Below are 16,924 nucleotides of genomic sequence, written 5' to 3'. Positions count from 1 at the left end.
GAATGATGATGAAAACAATAATGAAGACCTTACTTCTATTTATTACGGCAGTTTTAGTTGGTTGTTCAGCGGCAAACCTAGTAGTTGATCCCTATGCTGATTTAGCGCTCACCGCCAAACATAATATCAACCCAGATTCAAATGGCAGACCGTCGCCTGTTGTGATTTATGTGTTTGAATTGACATCTTCAACCGTCTTTGAAAGTCAGGATTTCTTTTCGCTGTACGAAAGCTATGACACGGTTTTAGGTCCTGATTTAGTGAACAAATATGAAATTTCTTTAACGCCTGGTCAGGAAGATATTTATCACGCAAGCATGTCACCAAAAACTCAGTATTTAGGTTTAGTCGCGGCATTCCGTGACATCGAAAACTCCAATTGGAGGCAGGTGATTAAGGTAGACCAGACAGGTTACAACACTTACCAAATTCACCTAGACGACCTTTCTATATTCGTTAAATAACCTCACTTGGCGACTAAACAATGGCAGATTACTCCCACACAGCATGGTGTGAGGGGATGTTTTTACGTCCTCAACATTTCCAGCAAAGCGAGCGTGCATTTGAGCATGAGTTTAAGGGATTGAACCGTTTTCAACAGCCTTATAATTGGGGCGTGTATCAAGTTCGTATAAACCCGAACAGTCTGAAAGAAGGCGTGGTAGAAATCGAGAAACTCGAAGCGATTCTTCCTGATATGACTCTTATTGAATTGCAGAACGTTAATGAAGTTCTTCCGCCATTACTGGTTGAAAAGGGAACTCAAAACACATTAGTTAAAGTGGTCGTTGCTTCATCGAGCCTTAAAGAAAAAACGATTGCGGATGTTAGTGAAGGTGTTGTCAGCAGATATGTGTTAAACGATCTAGACGTTATAGACGTGCAAACTGGTCAGGATGAAGAGCGCATTCAAGTGGCGTCGTTGAATGTTGCGCTTAAAGTAAGCAATGACAACTTGTCAGGTTTTGTTGAGTTACCGATTCTTAAAATTAAAGAAGTCACTGCGGAAGGCGCAATTCTTCTTGATGAAGAGTATACGCCGCCACATCTCAATGTGCTTAAAGATCAAGCAATGTTGGCTTGCCTAAAAAATGTAACGGGAATGACAAAAATCCGTGCTGATGTGGTTTCTCAACGTTTAGTGCAAGGCAAAGCGGCATCTGCTTCAGCTGTCGATTTCATCATGCTTCAAATGCTCAATCGCTACGAAACGATTCTTAGACATCTGGGGCAGTTAGAACAAGTTCACCCTTTAGAGTTTGTCACGCTATTACGAGGATATGTTGGTGAGTTGTCGACTTTTTCGAGTAAAAATAAGCGCGCTCCTTTGCTTATTGATTATGAACACTCAAATCTGACCTCTACGATTTCAGAGCTTAATCAGGTGTTAAGCCAATACCTGAGTGTTGTTCTAGATCAGACGGCTAATAAACTTCCTTTGGAGGTTCGACAACTTGGTATTCGAGTGACACCGTTACCTGATAAGCGACTTCTTGAATTAAGCCAGTTTGTTTTGGCAGTAAAAGCAGATACAAGTACTGATGAGATTAGACGTTTGGTACCAGCTCAACTCAAGTTGGGACCAGCAGAACAAATTAGAGATCTTATAAATAATCAAATCAACGGTATTAACGTTGCACCACTCAATGTTGTTCCTCGACAGATCCCTTATCAAACGGGGTATGTGTATTTTGAAGTGATTAAGAAAGGACCATTCTGGGTTCGTCTCCAAGAGAGTGGCGGTATTGCTCTTCAGCTATCTGGTCAATTCCCGAATTCAGACATAGAGCTATGGAGCATTAACCAATAACAGGTTACGTCATTATGGAACAGACAATAATAAAGCCAACACCAGGTGGAAGACCAACAAACGCTAATATCTCAGTACCAAAATCTGCCGATAGTACAGTTGTGATCTCAAAGAATCCTGAAGTGGTCAACAATGACTCAGTGGTCGCATTTGGCAGCAACCCGATTTTAGCTGAAGCTAATGGCATACTTTCTATTATTGGACAGATTCGAGCAACAGCGAGTCACTCTGACGTCTTGTTTTTAAAAGAAACGTTGGCACAAAAGTTAAGAGACTACGAAAACCGACTACGTCAACAAAACATAAATCTGGAAACAATAGATACCGCTCGTTACTGCTTATGCTGCGCAATCGATGAAGTAGTTTTGAATACAAATTGGGGTAGCCAATCGACATGGAGTCACGACTCGTTGCTGACCTCTTTCTATTCTAGCAGTCAAGGTGGGGAGGCGTTTTTTCAGCATTTAGAAACATGCATGTCATTCCCTGAGACTCAGCTTGATCTCTTGGAACTCATGTATGTGTGTATGTCTTTAGGTTTCGTAGGGCAATATCGATTAGAAAAAAATGGTCTGGAAACACACCGTCGTTTGAGAAAGCAAGTTGTTAGCGTTTTAAAGTCAAACGGTCGAGGGTTACAGCAACGCTTAAGCGACAATATTGAAAGCCGTTTGTTAAATGGTTCGCAAGTGGCGGAACGTGCGCCTTTATGGGTGGTTTGCTCTGTCACATTGGCAATATTGGTCTGTATCTTTATGTTCTTCAGCTATGACCTTAACAAGGCTTCAAATCAAACCTTTGCCAGTTTAATTAATCTCATCTCACCTAATCAAACAGAGATGGCTCCTACGTCCGATTCTCAAGTAATAAAAGTTGCTGAACGCGTTTCTATGTATCTAGCAACCGAGATAAATAAAGAACTGGTGACTGTTGAGGCTCTATCCGACAGAGTTCGGATTTCTCTCAAAGCTCAAGACTTGTTTGAGTCAGGTAGTGCGGAAGTCGTTGAATATATCCAACCTGTTATATCTAAGTTGTCTCGCACTTTAGAAACAACCGAAGGGAAGATTTTGGTCACTGGACATACTGACGATAACCCTATTTTTACCAGTAAATATCCGTCCAATTGGCATCTTTCCCTTGCTCGTGCAACGGCGATGTCTGAACAGTTGATTGCGAACAGTGCACTGGAAGGAAGAGTCCTTCCTGAAGGGCTTGGTGATGCAAGACCCCTTGCTGAAAACTCTACTGATGAAAATCGTGCGCTTAACCGCCGAATCGAAATTGACCTTATGGTTGCAAACTAAGGAAAGTGAGATAAATGAGTATCCGAGAAGTAGGCAGAATATTTACTCAACGTTGGTTTATCGGTTTAGTCGGTGTTGCTGCGTGCTCAATTTTTATTTGGGTCGTAGGTCCCCTCATCACTGTTGCGGGATATGAGCCCTTAAAAACTGACTTTCAGCGTTTGGTTAGCATCCTGGTATTAGTTTTCGTTTGGGGTGTGTTCAATCTTACAAAGCAACATAAGCAAAAAGTAAAAGAAGACGAAACAATTCAAAGCCTGTTAGAGGTGGATTCGCAATCTGATAAAGAAGCTGCCTCAGAAATTAATGTGCTGCAAGACAGAATAGAGCAGGCAATCAAAGTGGTTACCAAAACACATAAAGGTAAACGTAGCTTATACGAATTACCTTGGTATGTACTGATTGGTCCTCCTGGTACAGGTAAAACGACAGTTCTTAAGCAATCTGGGTTGGAGTTTCCGTTAGCGGATTCATTAGGTTCGGACTCTGTTGCAGGTGTTGGGGGAACACGCCATTGTGATTGGTGGTTTGCAAACAAAGCGGTTCTTGTTGATACCGCTGGTCGTTATACGACACAAGATAGCCAAGAAAAAGTTGATGCTAAGGCGTGGCATGGATTTCTTGGGCTGTTAAAAAAATATCGAACACAGAGACCAATTAACGGCGCAATTGTGACAATCAGCTTAGCTAGCATTATGTCGCAAACACGCACGGAAAGGAGCCTGCATGCAAGGGCGATAAAGTCTCGTTTACAGGAACTAAAAAACCAACTGGGTATGCAGTTTCCAATTTACGTACTTCTTACAAAAATGGATCTGGTGGCGGGGTTTAATGAGTTTTTCGCGGATCTGAGCAAAGAAGAGCGTGAAGAGCTATTCGGTTTTATGTTCCCAAAAGATTGCGAAGATGAGCGCGGTGTCATTTCTCTTTTCAATAAAGAGTTTCATCATCTACTTGAGCGATTGGACGCCCGAATGCTGCGCATTCTGGAAACAGAGGACGATCTTGATAAGCGCGCGATGATCTTTGAATTTCCAAAGCAACTTCGAGTGCTTCAAGCAAACCTAGATGAATTCCTTACAGAAATATTTGCTCAGAACAGCTTTGAAGAGCCCACCCTTATTCGAGGCGTGTTTATGGTTAGCTCGGTTCAAGACGGTATCCCTGTTAGCCGGCTAATGAACGAATCGAGCAGCGGGCTAGGGCTAGGGAAGTTAGGTTTATCTGCTCAGCACCACGGATCTCACAGCTATTTCGTTAGAAGCTTGTTTGATCAAGTCATCTTCAAAGAGCAACTGCTTGGGACGGTCAATCGTCATTATCAAAAGCAATCCAGTTGGCTCCATCGAGGCGTTTACATCGGCTGTGCGGTCGCGTTATGCGGAGCGATTGGAACGTGGTTTATGAGTTATCAATGGAACTCGACACTTATCACCCAAACCAACAAAGAGACGGGTCATATAAAAGCAATGATCGGTGCAGATAGTTTAGATTTTGAATCAGACATTATCAGCGCGATAGAAACACTCGACCGAATCATGACTTTACCTTTGGGAAAGCAAAGCGACTACGGAAATTCGGATGCAATAAAGAAGTTTGGTTTGTATCAGGGCGACAAAGTCTCTCAAGCGGCAAATAACGCCTACACGTCTGCTCTAACCAAACACTTCGCTCCTCTGGTGCTTGATAGCCTGATTTCAGAGATGGAAGGAAACCAAGAGCATCGTCAGTATCTATACGAAACGCTTAAAACTTACCTAATGTTGTTTAACCCAGAAAAGTATCAACAAGAAGAAGTATTAGCGTGGTTTGGCTTTTATTTTGAAAGACATTATCCAGGCGCTCTTAATGAATCACTAAGAGACCGTCTAATGACGCACACTAATAACCTTCTGGAAAGCAACGAAAGAGGCTTCTCATTTAATGACTCAGCTGTAGAGAGTGCTCGAGAAGTGTTAACTCAAATGTCTTTGCCTGAGCGTGCTTACCAACGCATGAAGTTACAATTTTCAAAAAGTCATGTGCCGTCATTCAGATTAACAGACGTTCTGGGACCAAAAGGGTTAGAACAATTTGAGCGAATGAGCGGTAAACCACTGTCTCAAGGGATCTCCGGTTTTTACACGTATAACGGGTTTCACAGCATTTTCCAAATTCAAATTAACCGCACTGTGAAAGGGTTAATGGAAGAGAACTGGGTATATGGAGACGATTTAAAAGCGCATGAAATTGACCAAGCAAGTGCAATCCAGGGTGTACAAGCACGTTACTACCAAGATTATGTGAATGAGTGGAAAAACTTAATTGAAGACATTCAGCTTAAGCAAGCGCCAACCCTTGATCTAGCCTCTACTCAAGCAAGAGTGTTGTCGGGGGTTGAGAGACCAATTGAATCATTATTGCGTGCGATTCAAAAAGAGGTTGGTTTGACCAAAGTTGTCTTGTCAGAGAACCAAAAAGCGGCGTCAGAGGTGGCAGGGAAGGTTGCTAAAGTGAAGTTTTCCAATACCGCTGACAAGTTAGATATGTATTTACCTGAAGAGAATAGCTTTAATGTTTCCTTGCCAGGTAAAGAAGTCGAATCCCACTTTACTGAAATCTTACGTTTGGATGAACAAGATTTTGAAGATATTCAGACAGCAATGGTCAATTTGCGCTCTTACCTGTCTGATTTATCAAGTTCGGGTAACAATCAAAAAATTGCATACAAGAGCATTCTCGATGGAACAGTTACCCAAGATGTTGCTGCGTCGTTTGAACGTGCAAGGGAGTTGTTACCAAAGCCATTTAATCAATGGTTAGGAGAACTGTCTCAAGAGTCAGTTAAGTTTGCAGAGAATGGGTCTAAAGATCACTTGAATCAATTATGGTTAACAAAGGTGGTTAAACCATATCGAAGCTCAATTGCTGGTCGCTATCCATTTGTTCCTAATGCCTCGAAGGAAGTTCGCCTCAAAGATTTTAAGCGGTTTTTCGGTTACGGCGGAACCATGGATGCCTTCTTTAAGGAGTATTTAGAACCATTTGTAGACACTTCAACTCGACGTTGGAAGCTTGAAAAAGAAATTGGTGTTCGTCCAGAAACACTCGCAGTATTCCAGAAAGCCAAACGGATAAGACAAACTTTCTTTGAGCCGGACAATTCTTTGCGCGTCGAATTTGGAATGAAACCTGTTTATTTAGATCAGCATATTACTCGTTTTGTACTGGAGCTGGGTGGGCAAGACTTAGTCTATAAGCACGGTCCTGCTCGCGCGAAGTCATTAAGCTGGCCCGCAGGGCAAGACCAAACTCGAATCGTCTTTACTCCACCAGAATCAAAACGCGAGATTGCACATACCTACGAAGGTGAGTGGGGTATTTTCAAATTACTTGATCAATCACTAAAAGCGCGTCCGGAGTCGCGAAATGACAACATCGTTATGATCGATTTGAAAGGAAACAAAGTTCAACTGGAACTCATCCCTTCAAGTGCGATCAACCCGTTTTGGTCTAACGAGATGGAGAGTTTTCGATGTCCTCAAACGCTATAACACCCTGTTGGGGCTACATTGGAAAAATACCTGCGAAAGGGGATTTTGTTAAAAATGGGCTTTCTCAAGAGTTTACTGAACGATGGCATGATTGGCAGCAAGCAATAATAGCAGTTAGCCGAGAACAATTGGGCGAAGGATGGCATCAATACTTTCTCACGGCTCCAATTTGGCACTTTGCACTGGATATCTCCTACATGGAAGACGCAACTTACATTGGGAGTGTCATACCGAGTGTTGACTCTGCGGGACGCTACTTCTTTTTCACCGTTGTGAGACCAGTCGAAGGGAATGCTGTGGATTATTGGGAACAGAGTCAGTGGACTCAAAATAGTCAAGATCTTGCCGTCGCTGTACTCAATGACGACTTTGTATTTGATGCATGGGCTCGAAGACTCACTGACTCGGGTAAGACAGTTTTAGATGATGTTCCTACGGCAGAAGTACCGTTAGTACATTACAAAAGCAAACTTTCAACCATTTATGAGAACACCCCACAGTTATCTGCGAATGGTCTTTTAAATCAGATATTAGGTAAGGAATACAAAAAACCTTGTTTTTGGTGGACTGAAGGGTCGGCAACTATATCGCCCTGTATGCTGATTACGTCGGGACTGCCTTCAATAGGTCAATATGCGGCAATGTTAGATGGAAACTGGCAAGAGTGGAACTGGTAGGTATCAGCGAATGAATTGGAATTACTTTACTTTTTCGAGGACTCATCCAGGAAAGGTCCGTCCATATAACGAAGATGCATTACTTGATATGTCCGAACTTGGTTTGTGGGTCGTAGCAGATGGTATGGGTGGTCATTGTGCAGGAGACATCGCCAGTCAGATGTTGATCGATAAGATTGCCCGCTATGCAAAAGACAATAAGACAACCCATATTGATGAGTTGAGAGGTGTTATTCAGCAAGCAAACAAAGAGATCTTTGATTACGCAAAAGAGCATTTAGAAGGTAAAACGATGGGGACAACACTTGTACTGTTATTTATGCAGGACGGGTATTTTCATTGTTTGTGGGTTGGGGATAGCCGTATATACCAACTGAGAGAAGGGAGCTTCACGCAAAAAACAAGAGATCACAGCCAAGTTATGGATCTGGTCGAACAAGGGTTATTAGCGATTGAGGATGCAGAATCACACCCATTAGCTAACGTCATAACTCGTGCGATAGGTGTCGATGAAATAGTAACGATAGACCAAATCTCCGGTCAGCTCTCGAACGGTGATCAATTTCTGTTGTGTAGCGACGGGCTCTCTAAAGAACTGACCAATGACGAGATACACAACACGCTCTATGCTGATTCAGTCAATCAAGCAGGGTTAGCCTTGATGCACTCTGCGTTAGTTCGAGGTGCTAGTGACAACGTCACATGTGCGTTGGTCAAAGTATGCTGTGATCAAAATGAAATAGCTGAAAATCAGCAAGATGACGCGACCATTCCTGTTTTCTTGAGGAGTAAAGTGCGTGGATGACCTAATCAAAGCGTTCGAGTGGTTAGAACCAGTACTACAACCTGTCTCTGCTGATCAACCAACGGGCGTGGACCCTCGTGAGGACGTATCTCCTCAATCTGCTTATTACAGATTAAAAGACCACAGGATGGCTGCGCGCAATACAGAGCGTAACGCCATTATTGAAGAAGAAAGCATACTCAGCCACACCAACCTTTGGCGTGTTTTCATTGATGAAGTTCCAGAAGTTCTGACTTCTCAGTCAAAGGATTTGGAGCTTGTCGCTTGGCTGATTGAGGCGCTGACACGTATTTATGGCTTTCGCGGAATGGGGATCGGATACGAGATAGCATCACACTTTATTGATCATTTCTGGGAACAGCTACATCCCATGCCTGATGAAGACGGAATCGAGACTCGTATTTCTGCAATCATTGGATTAAACGGTATCGAAAGTGAAGGTACCTTAATTTTTCCACTGGCTTCGATTCCGCTTACGGATATGGGGGTAGAGCAAGCTTACGCATTTTGGGAATACCAACAAGCCATCGAATTAGAGCGACTTGATGAAGATAAACGACGTTACAAAGTCGAGCAAGGTGCTGTGGAACTGTCGAAAATCAGCGATACCGTTAAATCCACCTCTGATGAGTTTTACAGGACTTTGATCACTGATCTTGAGTTCGGCATAAGGGCATTTAACCAATTTAGTCAAAAGCTTGATGATGCTGTTGGAGATGTTACCCCAAGTTCTTACATCTCAAAAAAGCTTGATTCAATACACTCGGCATTAAAGCATTTGCTTGGTGACCGCTTTCAGGCACCGAAAGAGGTGATTGAAGTGGCTGATATGGAATCTAACGAGCCGACTACGGTCACAAGCCAGTCAGCTAACAACAGCGAATTGCTAATAACAAATATGCAATCACGCGAGCAAGCGATTGAACAGTTACAAAAGGTGGCAGACTTCTTTAGAGAAAGTGAGCCTCATTCACCAGTTTCTTACTCCATCGAACAGATTATTCGTTGGTGTGGAATGCCTCTGCCGGAATTACTGGCGGAATTGATCTCCGACGGAGATGCAAAGAGAAGCTATTTCCGTTTAGTTGGCATAGCAGAACAAAATGAAAATTAAGGAAGGGAGAACGGTATGACGAGTATTCACTCGAAACTGTCACGAGTAAGGAAGCCTCGTGTTCACATTACCTATGATGTTGAAACCGAAGGAACAACGCTTAAAAAAGAGCTTCCTTTTGTGGTTGGTGTAATGGGCGACTTCGCTGGACAAAATACCGAAGCGTTGAAGCCTTTGAAAGACCGACGTTTCATTCAGATTGATCGAGACAACTTTGATGATGTTTTGAAAAAAATGAGTCCATCAGTGAAGTTTAAAGTCGCAAACAAATTGGCGAAAGATGACTCGCAATTTGAAGTGGATTTAAGCTTTAAATCTATGCAGGACTTCGAGCCCGCAGCGATTGTTAATCAAGTTGATCCTTTACGCCAACTGATGGAAACCCGAAATAAACTTCGTGACTTGATGACGAAGGTCGACCGCTCAGAAGAGTTAGAAAATATTCTAGAGGATGTATTAAACAACACGGAAAACCTGACAAAGTTGGCTGGAGAGTTAAAGCTGGGCGAGTCAAGCTCTGTAGATAATCCAGAGGGAGCATAGTAATGACGACTCAAATTGACAAACAACTTGATCCAACGGTAGAGCAACAAACGTCATCATTCCTAGAGCAGGCGATTGGTGCAACAAAGCAAACAGAAGCTTCTCGTGCCGAAGAGTTGATCAAGACATTAACAGAAGAAGCAATGAAAGGTACCGTTTCCTGGAATAAGAACCTAACGGTGACGTTCCGTGAAGCAATCACGCTTCTTGACCAACAGATTTCGGAACAATTGTCTGAAGTCATGCATCACCCAGAACTACAAAAGCTTGAGGGCTCTTGGAGAGGCTTAAATTACTTAGTGATGAACTCGGAAACAAGTTCAGCATTGAAAATTCGCATGATCAGCATGACGAAAAAAGAGCTTCATAAGGATTTAAGCAAAGCGGTTGAGTTTGATCAGAGCCAAATCTTTAAGAAGGTGTATGAGTCTGAATTCGGTAGTGCTGGTGGTGAGCCTTATGGTGCGCTTATCGGTGACTATGAGTTTACAAACCATCCGGAAGATATCGAATCATTGCGCCTGATGTCTAACGTTGCTGCTTCTGGTTTCTCGCCGTTTCTTTCGGCGGCTTCACCGGCTTTGTTTGGCTTTGATGAATGGACGGAATTATCTAAACCTCGCGATTTGGATAAGGTATTCGAGTCATTGGAATACGCACAATGGCGTTCCTTCCGCGAAAGTGCTGACTCGCGTTTTGTAAGCCTAACCATGCCGAAAGTGCTAGCACGTTTGCCTTATGGTCAAGCGACTTCTCCAGTTGAAGAGTTTGGGTTTGAGGAGTTTGATGTTGACGCTGTTTCCGGCATTGCGACTAATGCAGAACACAACGACTACTGTTGGATGAACTCTTCGTATGTACTAGGTGCGAAGCTCACAGATGCTTTTTCAAAGTATGGCTTCTGTACAGCGATTCGAGGTGCAGAAGGTGGTGGTCGTGTAGACAATCTACCAACGCACTTCTTCATGAGTGATGATGGCGATCCTGATATGAAATGCCCAACAGAAATCGGTATTACTGACCGCAGAGAAGCGGAGTTAGGTAAACTTGGTTTCTTACCATTATGTCATTACAAAAACACAAACTATGCCGTGTTTTTTGGTGCGCAAACCTGTCAGAAACCAGCAAATCATGACTCTCCGGATGCGACAGCGAATGCTGCAATTTCCGCACGCTTACCTTACATGATGGCGACATCGCGTTTTGCCCATTATTTGAAAGTGATGGCTCGCGATAAGATCGGTAGCTTCATGGAAGCAGAAGATGTTGAATCATGGTTGAACCGTTGGATCTTAAGTTATGTGAACGCATCTGAAGGAGGCGGTCAGGAAATCCGCGCGAAATACCCATTGGCTGATGCTCGCGTGCAGGTTAAGGAGATTCCAGGCGCGCCAGGCTCTTACAATGCAGTAGCATGGTTGAAGCCTTGGTTACAGATGGAAGAGCTTACGACTTCATTACGCTTAGTTGCAAAAATCCCTCAATCGGGTGGTTAAGTGAATTGTGGTTGGCTTTATGGGTCAACCACACTTTCCCTCCTGTGGTGTGTAAAAATGACTAACGATACAGCGTTGAATTTCTTAGACCCAAGCGAACTAAAGCATGAGTTCAGTCCGCTTGGGTGTGCGGAACTTAATAGTTACTGGATTACTCGGTTTGTCGAAACAGAAGATTCAATACACTCGGCAAAAATTTGGTTAGAAGGTACCAAAAGCAGAAGTGTTGCTGAATTTCGTCGCAGTTTGATTATGACCATCAATCAAATAGATCAATTGTTACAGAAACAACTAAATGAAATCATTCATCACCCGAGATATCAGCAGTTGGAGCGATCTTGGGTGGGGGTTAAGTATCTGTGTGAACAAACAGACGGTCAATCTGGTGAATTGGTAAAAATAAAGCTTTTATCGTCGACATGGGAAGAAGTCAGTAAAGATGCTTTAAAAGCAATCGAATTCGACCAGTCAGCTTTGTTTAAACTGCTTTACCAAAATGAATACGGCATGGCTGGAGGTGAGCCATTTGGACTTATAGTTGGTGATTATGAGCTTCGACATGACCCTAACCAAAACTACTTTGATCGGGATTTGTCGGTATTGGGTAAGATTGCCCAGACAGCAGCAGCTGCGTTTAGTCCTTTTGTCATGTCTGCGCAACCAAGTGTATTTGGGGTTGATCGTTTTTCGGAGTTGTCATCTACCACAGACATTACTTCTCAATTTGATCAAGTTGAGTATGGGAAGTGGCAACGCTTGAGAGAATCAGAAGATACAAAGTTTATAGGTATTGCAGCGCCTAATGTTCTTTTTAGGCAGCCTTATATCAAAGATGGTTCTCGGATAGAGGCGTTTGAGTTCGAGGAGACGATTGTTGAATCAGAACAAGAGTTGTTGTGGGGTAGCGCCGCTTTTTGTTTCGCCGCCATCGCAATTAGAACCTATCAAGAACATGGTTGGTTTACTCACATGAGAGGTGTGAAGCAAGGGGATTACACCCAAGGAGCCATTCTAGCTCCAACAAGAAGTTCTGTTCAGCTTATGAGTAAAAACACACGAGATAGGAGCCCTTTAAATCTGAAGGTATCAGAGCGTAAAGAGAAAGAGATATCCGATTGCGGTTTCATTACGATGTCACCTGTCGCAGAAACCGATTTAGTCGGCATGATATCCAGTGTGTCTATCCATAAGCCGAAGTTATTTGAAGACCAGAACATAACGATGAACGCCAAGCTGACTTCGATGCTGCAATATACATTATGTGTATCTCGAATCGCACATTACATAAAGGTAATGGGAAGAGACAAGGTTGGTGGGTATCAAGATTCTGATTCAATCCAGCGGGATTTTCAGCAATGGCTTCACCAATATACAACTGCTTCTGATGAAGCTTCTGATGAACTCAGAGCAAAGTATCCACTCAACGAAGCAAAAATAACAGTTAAAGAAAAACGCGATTCGCCAGGGCATTACTTTTCAGTAGTGCATTTAAGACCTCATTTTCAACTCGATCAAATGGTTTCGGCGGTCAAATTAATTACGGAGTTATCACCGGAGCAGGTGGTGTAAGGGAACACGATGACAACATGGAAAAAAGCCTTATCTGAAGGTCAATTGCAGCAAGCTATTACTCTATTAATTGAAGAGATAAAGTCTGCCCCGAAAGATGCAAGCTTGCGAAGTTCGTTCATTGAGCTGCTTTGTATTAACGGTGATTTGGAGCGAGCGGACGATCAACTGATTCAATCGATCAAGCTATTTCCGGAATATTTGGCAGGTGCGAGTCAATTGCGTCATCTTGTAAAAGCGGCGCAAGCCCGTAAAGACTTTAGTGAGGGGGCAGCAACTGCGCAGTTTGTTGAAGGTGATTCAAAGGTTAACGAGTTGATCATCGAGTTGAATCTTGCCATCAAAAATAAAGACTATGAAAGTGGTTATGAGTTGGCGCAGCAGCTTGAAAAAGGAAGAACCACTAAACGCTTTTCTCAAAATGGAAGTATGACCGATGAGGTAAGGGATATCGACGACCGTTTGTCTGGTTATGTCGAGCTGTTTTCTACTGCGGGAAACTACTTTCTTGTCCCAATTAAGAATATTAAATATTTAGAAGTGAAGGATCCAAGCTCATTACTTGAAAATGTTTGGCGACCTGTGGAGTTTGATATTGAGGGTTTAGGTGAAGGAGAGGGGCACATGCCACTCACATACATAGACTCATCTACAGACGCCCAAAAGCTTGCCAAAGAAACGGATTGGATACAACTTGGCGCTAGCGAGTTGTTCGTAGGTTCAGGACAAAAGTGTTGGTTGGTTGGGGACAAAGCAGTACCTATTTTTGAGCTAAACCAATTGTCAGAAATCGCAGAGCTTGCATAGAGGTTTAGATGGCACTGGCAGCATCCTTACTTGATAAGCTAATCGATAATGATCCTCAATCCCGAGAAGATAAAGACTTTCCACTCACTCAACAGTTGCTGATAGACAGTTTATTGAGAGATTTAGAGTCGATGTTGAACAGTCGGATTGGGTGGAGAGAAGTCCCGTTTGAGTTAAAAGAAGCGAATAAATCAATCTTAAATTATGGCCTGCCTGATTTCTCTTCAATGCCATTCAGTAGCCAGCAAGGACAAGGGCAGCTCTGCGGCATTGTAAGAGCGGCCATTCGTGAATTTGAACCGCGTTTATCGTCGCCGGTTGTCAATATACTGCAGGAAAAGAGTGCGGTAGATCGCACTTTAAGGTTACAGATAAATGCAACGTGCCTTATAGGAAATAGTGAGCGCGACGTGACGTTTAATACCGAAGTTGAACCCGTAAATTTAGGCATGAAATTGAGTAGAGCAAAATGAGCGAAGAGTTCTTGAAGTACTATAACCGCGAGTTGGCATATTTGCGCCACAAAGGGCAGGAGTTTGGCGAGCAATACCCAAAGATTGCTGCGCGTTTGGGTATTAACGAAGAACAAGTAGATGACCCTCATGTAGAGAGGTTGTTAGAAGGTTGCGCGTTCATGACGGCGCGAATTCGCCAGAGTTTGGATAACAGTTATCCGCAGTTTACTGAGTCTTTAATGGGGCAACTACACCCAGACTTTCATGCTCCAATACCCTCGATGTCGATCATCAGAATGAAGTGTAATGGGTCAACGTCATCACCCTTTGATATACCTGCTGGAGAAAAAGTAAAGATCAGTGCACCCGGTTTTGATGAGTGCGAATTTAAAACATGTTATGACACACAGATTTACCCTTGTGACGTTTCACAAGGAAGCTTTGATAATGCCCCTTTGGCATCGATAGGTTCTCGTTGGGAAACAAGTGCGCACTCGATGCTTAAGTTGAGGCTAAATTCAAATGAGAGTGGGGCGACATTTGCTGGAATGGGGGTTGAGACGCTGCGCTTTTACCTGAATGGTCAAACTCAACTCACACAAAGGCTATATCAACTTCTGTTCAAAAGTCTGATAGGCATATCGCTTTCAGCAAACGGCAAAGAAATTGCGTCATTGACACCACGCCACTTGCACGCAGTGGGATTTCATGATTCTCACAAAGTCGTTCCTTATAGTAAGCGCAGCTTTTCATCCGCAAGGATGTTAGTGGAGTATTTACATTTTCCTGAAAAGTTTATGTTTTTTGAGCTGCAGGATCTCGCACTTGAAAGATTAGAGATAGAAGGCGAGCTCGATATTAGTTTTTACTTTGATATCGACGATGACTGGTTACCAAAACAAGTAGATGAAGAAAGTGTGCTTTTAGGGTGTGTTCCAATCATTAACTTGTACGAAAGCACGATGGAGCCAACACGATTAGAAGCTTCAGAGTATGAGTATCAGATGTCTCCTGGGCATCAAAGTGCTGATTGCAGTGAAGTAGTTGCGATCACGGATGTTACTTTGAATAACTGGAACAAGTCTTATAAGAACTTACCCAGTTACTTCGCTGGCGAGCATAACCATTATATGAATAAAAGTGATTTGTTTTGGGTAATGAGGCGAGAAGATAAGAACTGGGCGGGGGGATTTGATGAACCAGGTAGGGATATCTATATTTCTTTTGTTAATAAAAAACATCAACAGTTTGAATTCGATAGCCATGACAGTTGGTTACTTTCAGTTAAGGCAGAGTGTTGTAATAGAAACATGCCCCCAAAATTGCCTTTTGGTGGCGGTTTGCCAAACGTATTGCTACCAAAAGTAAGTGACAATTTTCAGCAAGTAAAATGTTTGGTCTCAATGACTGAAACAATCAGACCTGATATGGATGAAGGCAGCCGCTGGCAACTAACCAAATTATTAACGCTTTCCCACTTCACTGATGAGACTGGTCTTGCAACGTTAAAACAACGACTTAAACTCTATGCATTTGCGGGTACAGCTGAGACCAAAGCACTTATCGACGCCTTAGTAAAATTAGAATATCAACAAACCACAGGAAGGGTTAATGAACAGGGAAGAGTTGGTTTTGCTCATGGAGTAAAGCTGGTGCTTACCGTTTCTGATCAAATGCTATCTAAAGAGCAAACCTTTTTCTTAGGATGCGTACTTTCAGTGTATTTTGCGCAATTTGCTGAGGTAAATATTTTTACACAGTTAGAGGTAAAGACGAAATCTACGGACAAAGTATTTCATCGATGGCCTGCAATGCTTGGTGAAAAGGTATTGTTATGAATGAGGTGGATTTTTTTCAACAATTGAAAAAGCGACCATTGTTTGAAGCGATTCACCTCATTGAATTGGGATTACTTAAAGCTGGGGCTCAATTAGGGAGCGATTCATTACCTAAAAATGAAAAGGTAGATCTAAAAGTAAACTCAACGCTAGGTTATGAAAACGCACAACTTTCCAATGTTCATCGCTCTGGCAGCGATAGGCTGATACTAGAAACAAACTTAATTGGTCTGACAGGGGAACAGGGCGTGTTACCCCATCATTACAGTGAACTTGCTATTAGTCGTCAAAAAGAAGGCGACGGAGCGATGGTGGATTTCTACGATATTTTCAATCACCGCTTACTTTCGTTGTATTACCGTAGTTGGCAGTTGAGTCAGATATCAGTTCAGGCACATGAACATTCTAAAGGGGCTCGTTCCCCTCTCATAAACAGTCTAGAAGCTGTTTCAGGTCACTCTGACCACCTAATTAATCACTACGCCGGCTTATTTGCATCGAGAAACAGAAGTAAAGGCGCACTAAAAACCATTATTGAAGACCTAACAGGGTGTGACGTTAGGTTACACGAGCTTCAAGGGCAATGGTTACGTTTATCAAAGGAAGAACAGACGAGATTAGGTGGAAAGTCGACGCCGGAAGGACAATTTGCTCAAGTCGGTAGAGGCGCATCTATAGGCGCAAAGGCGTGGAACATAAATGCAGCAGTGATGATCGAACTAATACCAACGAGTACAGAGCAAGTCAGTCAGTTACTGCCCAATAACCCATACATAAACACAGTTAAGTCTTTGGTCCATGAGTATGTAGGCAAACATAAGTCCATTAAGTGGAAGCTCACTACACGTCATAAGTATTTGCCCAAGGTGTGCATTACTAAACGACATGGTCAACTAGGGATTGGTACGGTTTTATCTAAACATAAGCGAACTGAAGATCGCGAAATAACTATCACCATTTAAAGGAATCA

14 protein-coding genes are annotated in these 16,924 nt (G+C 42.8%); all 14 read left to right on the top strand.

All coding sequences use genetic code 11. The features are described 5' to 3' along the window. Positions 1–8 precede the first annotated feature (8 nt). The 14 genes from tssJ to tssG are packed head-to-tail and all read left to right on the top strand — an operon-like array spanning position 9 to position 16,916. On the top strand, positions 9–464 hold the full coding sequence (gene tssJ, locus ABMY42_RS04605) for a type VI secretion system lipoprotein TssJ (RefSeq protein ID WP_009699029.1): 456 nt from the start codon (positions 9–11) through the stop codon (positions 462–464). Positions 465–484: 20 nt separating this feature from the next. After that, complete coding sequence (tssK, locus tag ABMY42_RS04600; RefSeq protein ID WP_272492014.1) at positions 485–1,810, top strand: type VI secretion system baseplate subunit TssK; 1,326 nt, start codon at positions 485–487, stop codon at positions 1,808–1,810. Positions 1,811–1,824: 14 nt separating this feature from the next. After that, complete coding sequence (gene tssL / locus ABMY42_RS04595; RefSeq protein ID WP_349266047.1) at positions 1,825–3,117, top strand: type VI secretion system protein TssL, long form; 1,293 nt, start codon at positions 1,825–1,827, stop codon at positions 3,115–3,117. 14 nt (positions 3,118–3,131) lie between these two features. Continuing rightward, complete coding sequence (tssM, locus tag ABMY42_RS04590) at positions 3,132–6,650, top strand: type VI secretion system membrane subunit TssM (protein ID WP_349266046.1); 3,519 nt, start codon at positions 3,132–3,134, stop codon at positions 6,648–6,650. Further along, positions 6,632–7,327, top strand: a complete 696-nt coding sequence (tagF, locus tag ABMY42_RS04585; protein ID WP_349266045.1) for a type VI secretion system-associated protein TagF — start codon at positions 6,632–6,634, stop codon at positions 7,325–7,327. The genes tssM and tagF overlap by 19 nt, the downstream gene beginning before the upstream one ends. Positions 7,328–7,337: 10 nt before the next feature. Further along, positions 7,338–8,132 carry a protein phosphatase 2C domain-containing protein gene (locus ABMY42_RS04580; RefSeq protein ID WP_349266044.1) on the top strand — a complete coding sequence of 265 codons (795 nt, stop codon included), beginning with the start codon at positions 7,338–7,340 and terminating at the stop codon, positions 8,130–8,132. Next, positions 8,125–9,246, top strand: coding sequence for a type VI secretion system protein TssA (gene tssA, locus ABMY42_RS04575; RefSeq protein ID WP_349266043.1), 1,122 nt, complete (start codon positions 8,125–8,127; stop codon positions 9,244–9,246). The genes ABMY42_RS04580 and tssA overlap by 8 nt, the downstream gene beginning before the upstream one ends. Before the next feature lie 15 nt (positions 9,247–9,261). Further along, complete coding sequence (gene tssB, locus ABMY42_RS04570) at positions 9,262–9,789, top strand: type VI secretion system contractile sheath small subunit (RefSeq protein WP_005447041.1); 528 nt, start codon at positions 9,262–9,264, stop codon at positions 9,787–9,789. A gap of 2 nt (positions 9,790–9,791) precedes the next feature. Further along, on the top strand, positions 9,792–11,285 hold the full coding sequence (gene tssC, locus ABMY42_RS04565; RefSeq protein WP_005447040.1) for a type VI secretion system contractile sheath large subunit: 1,494 nt from the start codon (positions 9,792–9,794) through the stop codon (positions 11,283–11,285). A 57-nt stretch (positions 11,286–11,342) separates the two neighbouring features. Then, positions 11,343–12,854 carry a type VI secretion system contractile sheath large subunit gene (tssC, locus tag ABMY42_RS04560; RefSeq protein ID WP_005447039.1) on the top strand — a complete coding sequence of 504 codons (1,512 nt, stop codon included), beginning with the start codon at positions 11,343–11,345 and terminating at the stop codon, positions 12,852–12,854. 9 nt (positions 12,855–12,863) lie between these two features. Next, the gene (locus ABMY42_RS04555; RefSeq protein ID WP_017190828.1) at positions 12,864–13,661 is read left to right on the top strand and encodes a type VI secretion system accessory protein TagJ; all 798 of its coding nucleotides are present in this window, start codon (positions 12,864–12,866) and stop codon (positions 13,659–13,661) included. An 8-nt stretch (positions 13,662–13,669) separates the two neighbouring features. Further along, complete coding sequence (gene tssE, locus ABMY42_RS04550) at positions 13,670–14,134, top strand: type VI secretion system baseplate subunit TssE (RefSeq protein ID WP_274884437.1); 465 nt, start codon at positions 13,670–13,672, stop codon at positions 14,132–14,134. Continuing rightward, a complete protein-coding gene (gene tssF / locus ABMY42_RS04545; RefSeq protein WP_349266042.1) occupies positions 14,131–15,954 on the top strand; it encodes a type VI secretion system baseplate subunit TssF in 1,824 nt (607 codons plus the stop codon). The genes tssE and tssF overlap by 4 nt, the downstream gene beginning before the upstream one ends. Next, on the top strand, positions 15,951–16,916 hold the full coding sequence (tssG, locus tag ABMY42_RS04540; RefSeq protein WP_349266041.1) for a type VI secretion system baseplate subunit TssG: 966 nt from the start codon (positions 15,951–15,953) through the stop codon (positions 16,914–16,916). Before tssF ends, tssG begins: the two co-directional genes overlap by 4 nt. Positions 16,917–16,924 lie beyond the last annotated feature (8 nt).

The sequence above is a fragment of the Vibrio sp. SSH13-20 genome (genome assembly GCF_040104475.1).
Lineage (GTDB): Bacteria > Pseudomonadota > Gammaproteobacteria > Enterobacterales > Vibrionaceae > Vibrio > Vibrio harveyi.
The sequence above is the reverse complement of the archived record's forward strand: the minus strand, read 5'-3'. Positions and strand labels throughout refer to the sequence as shown.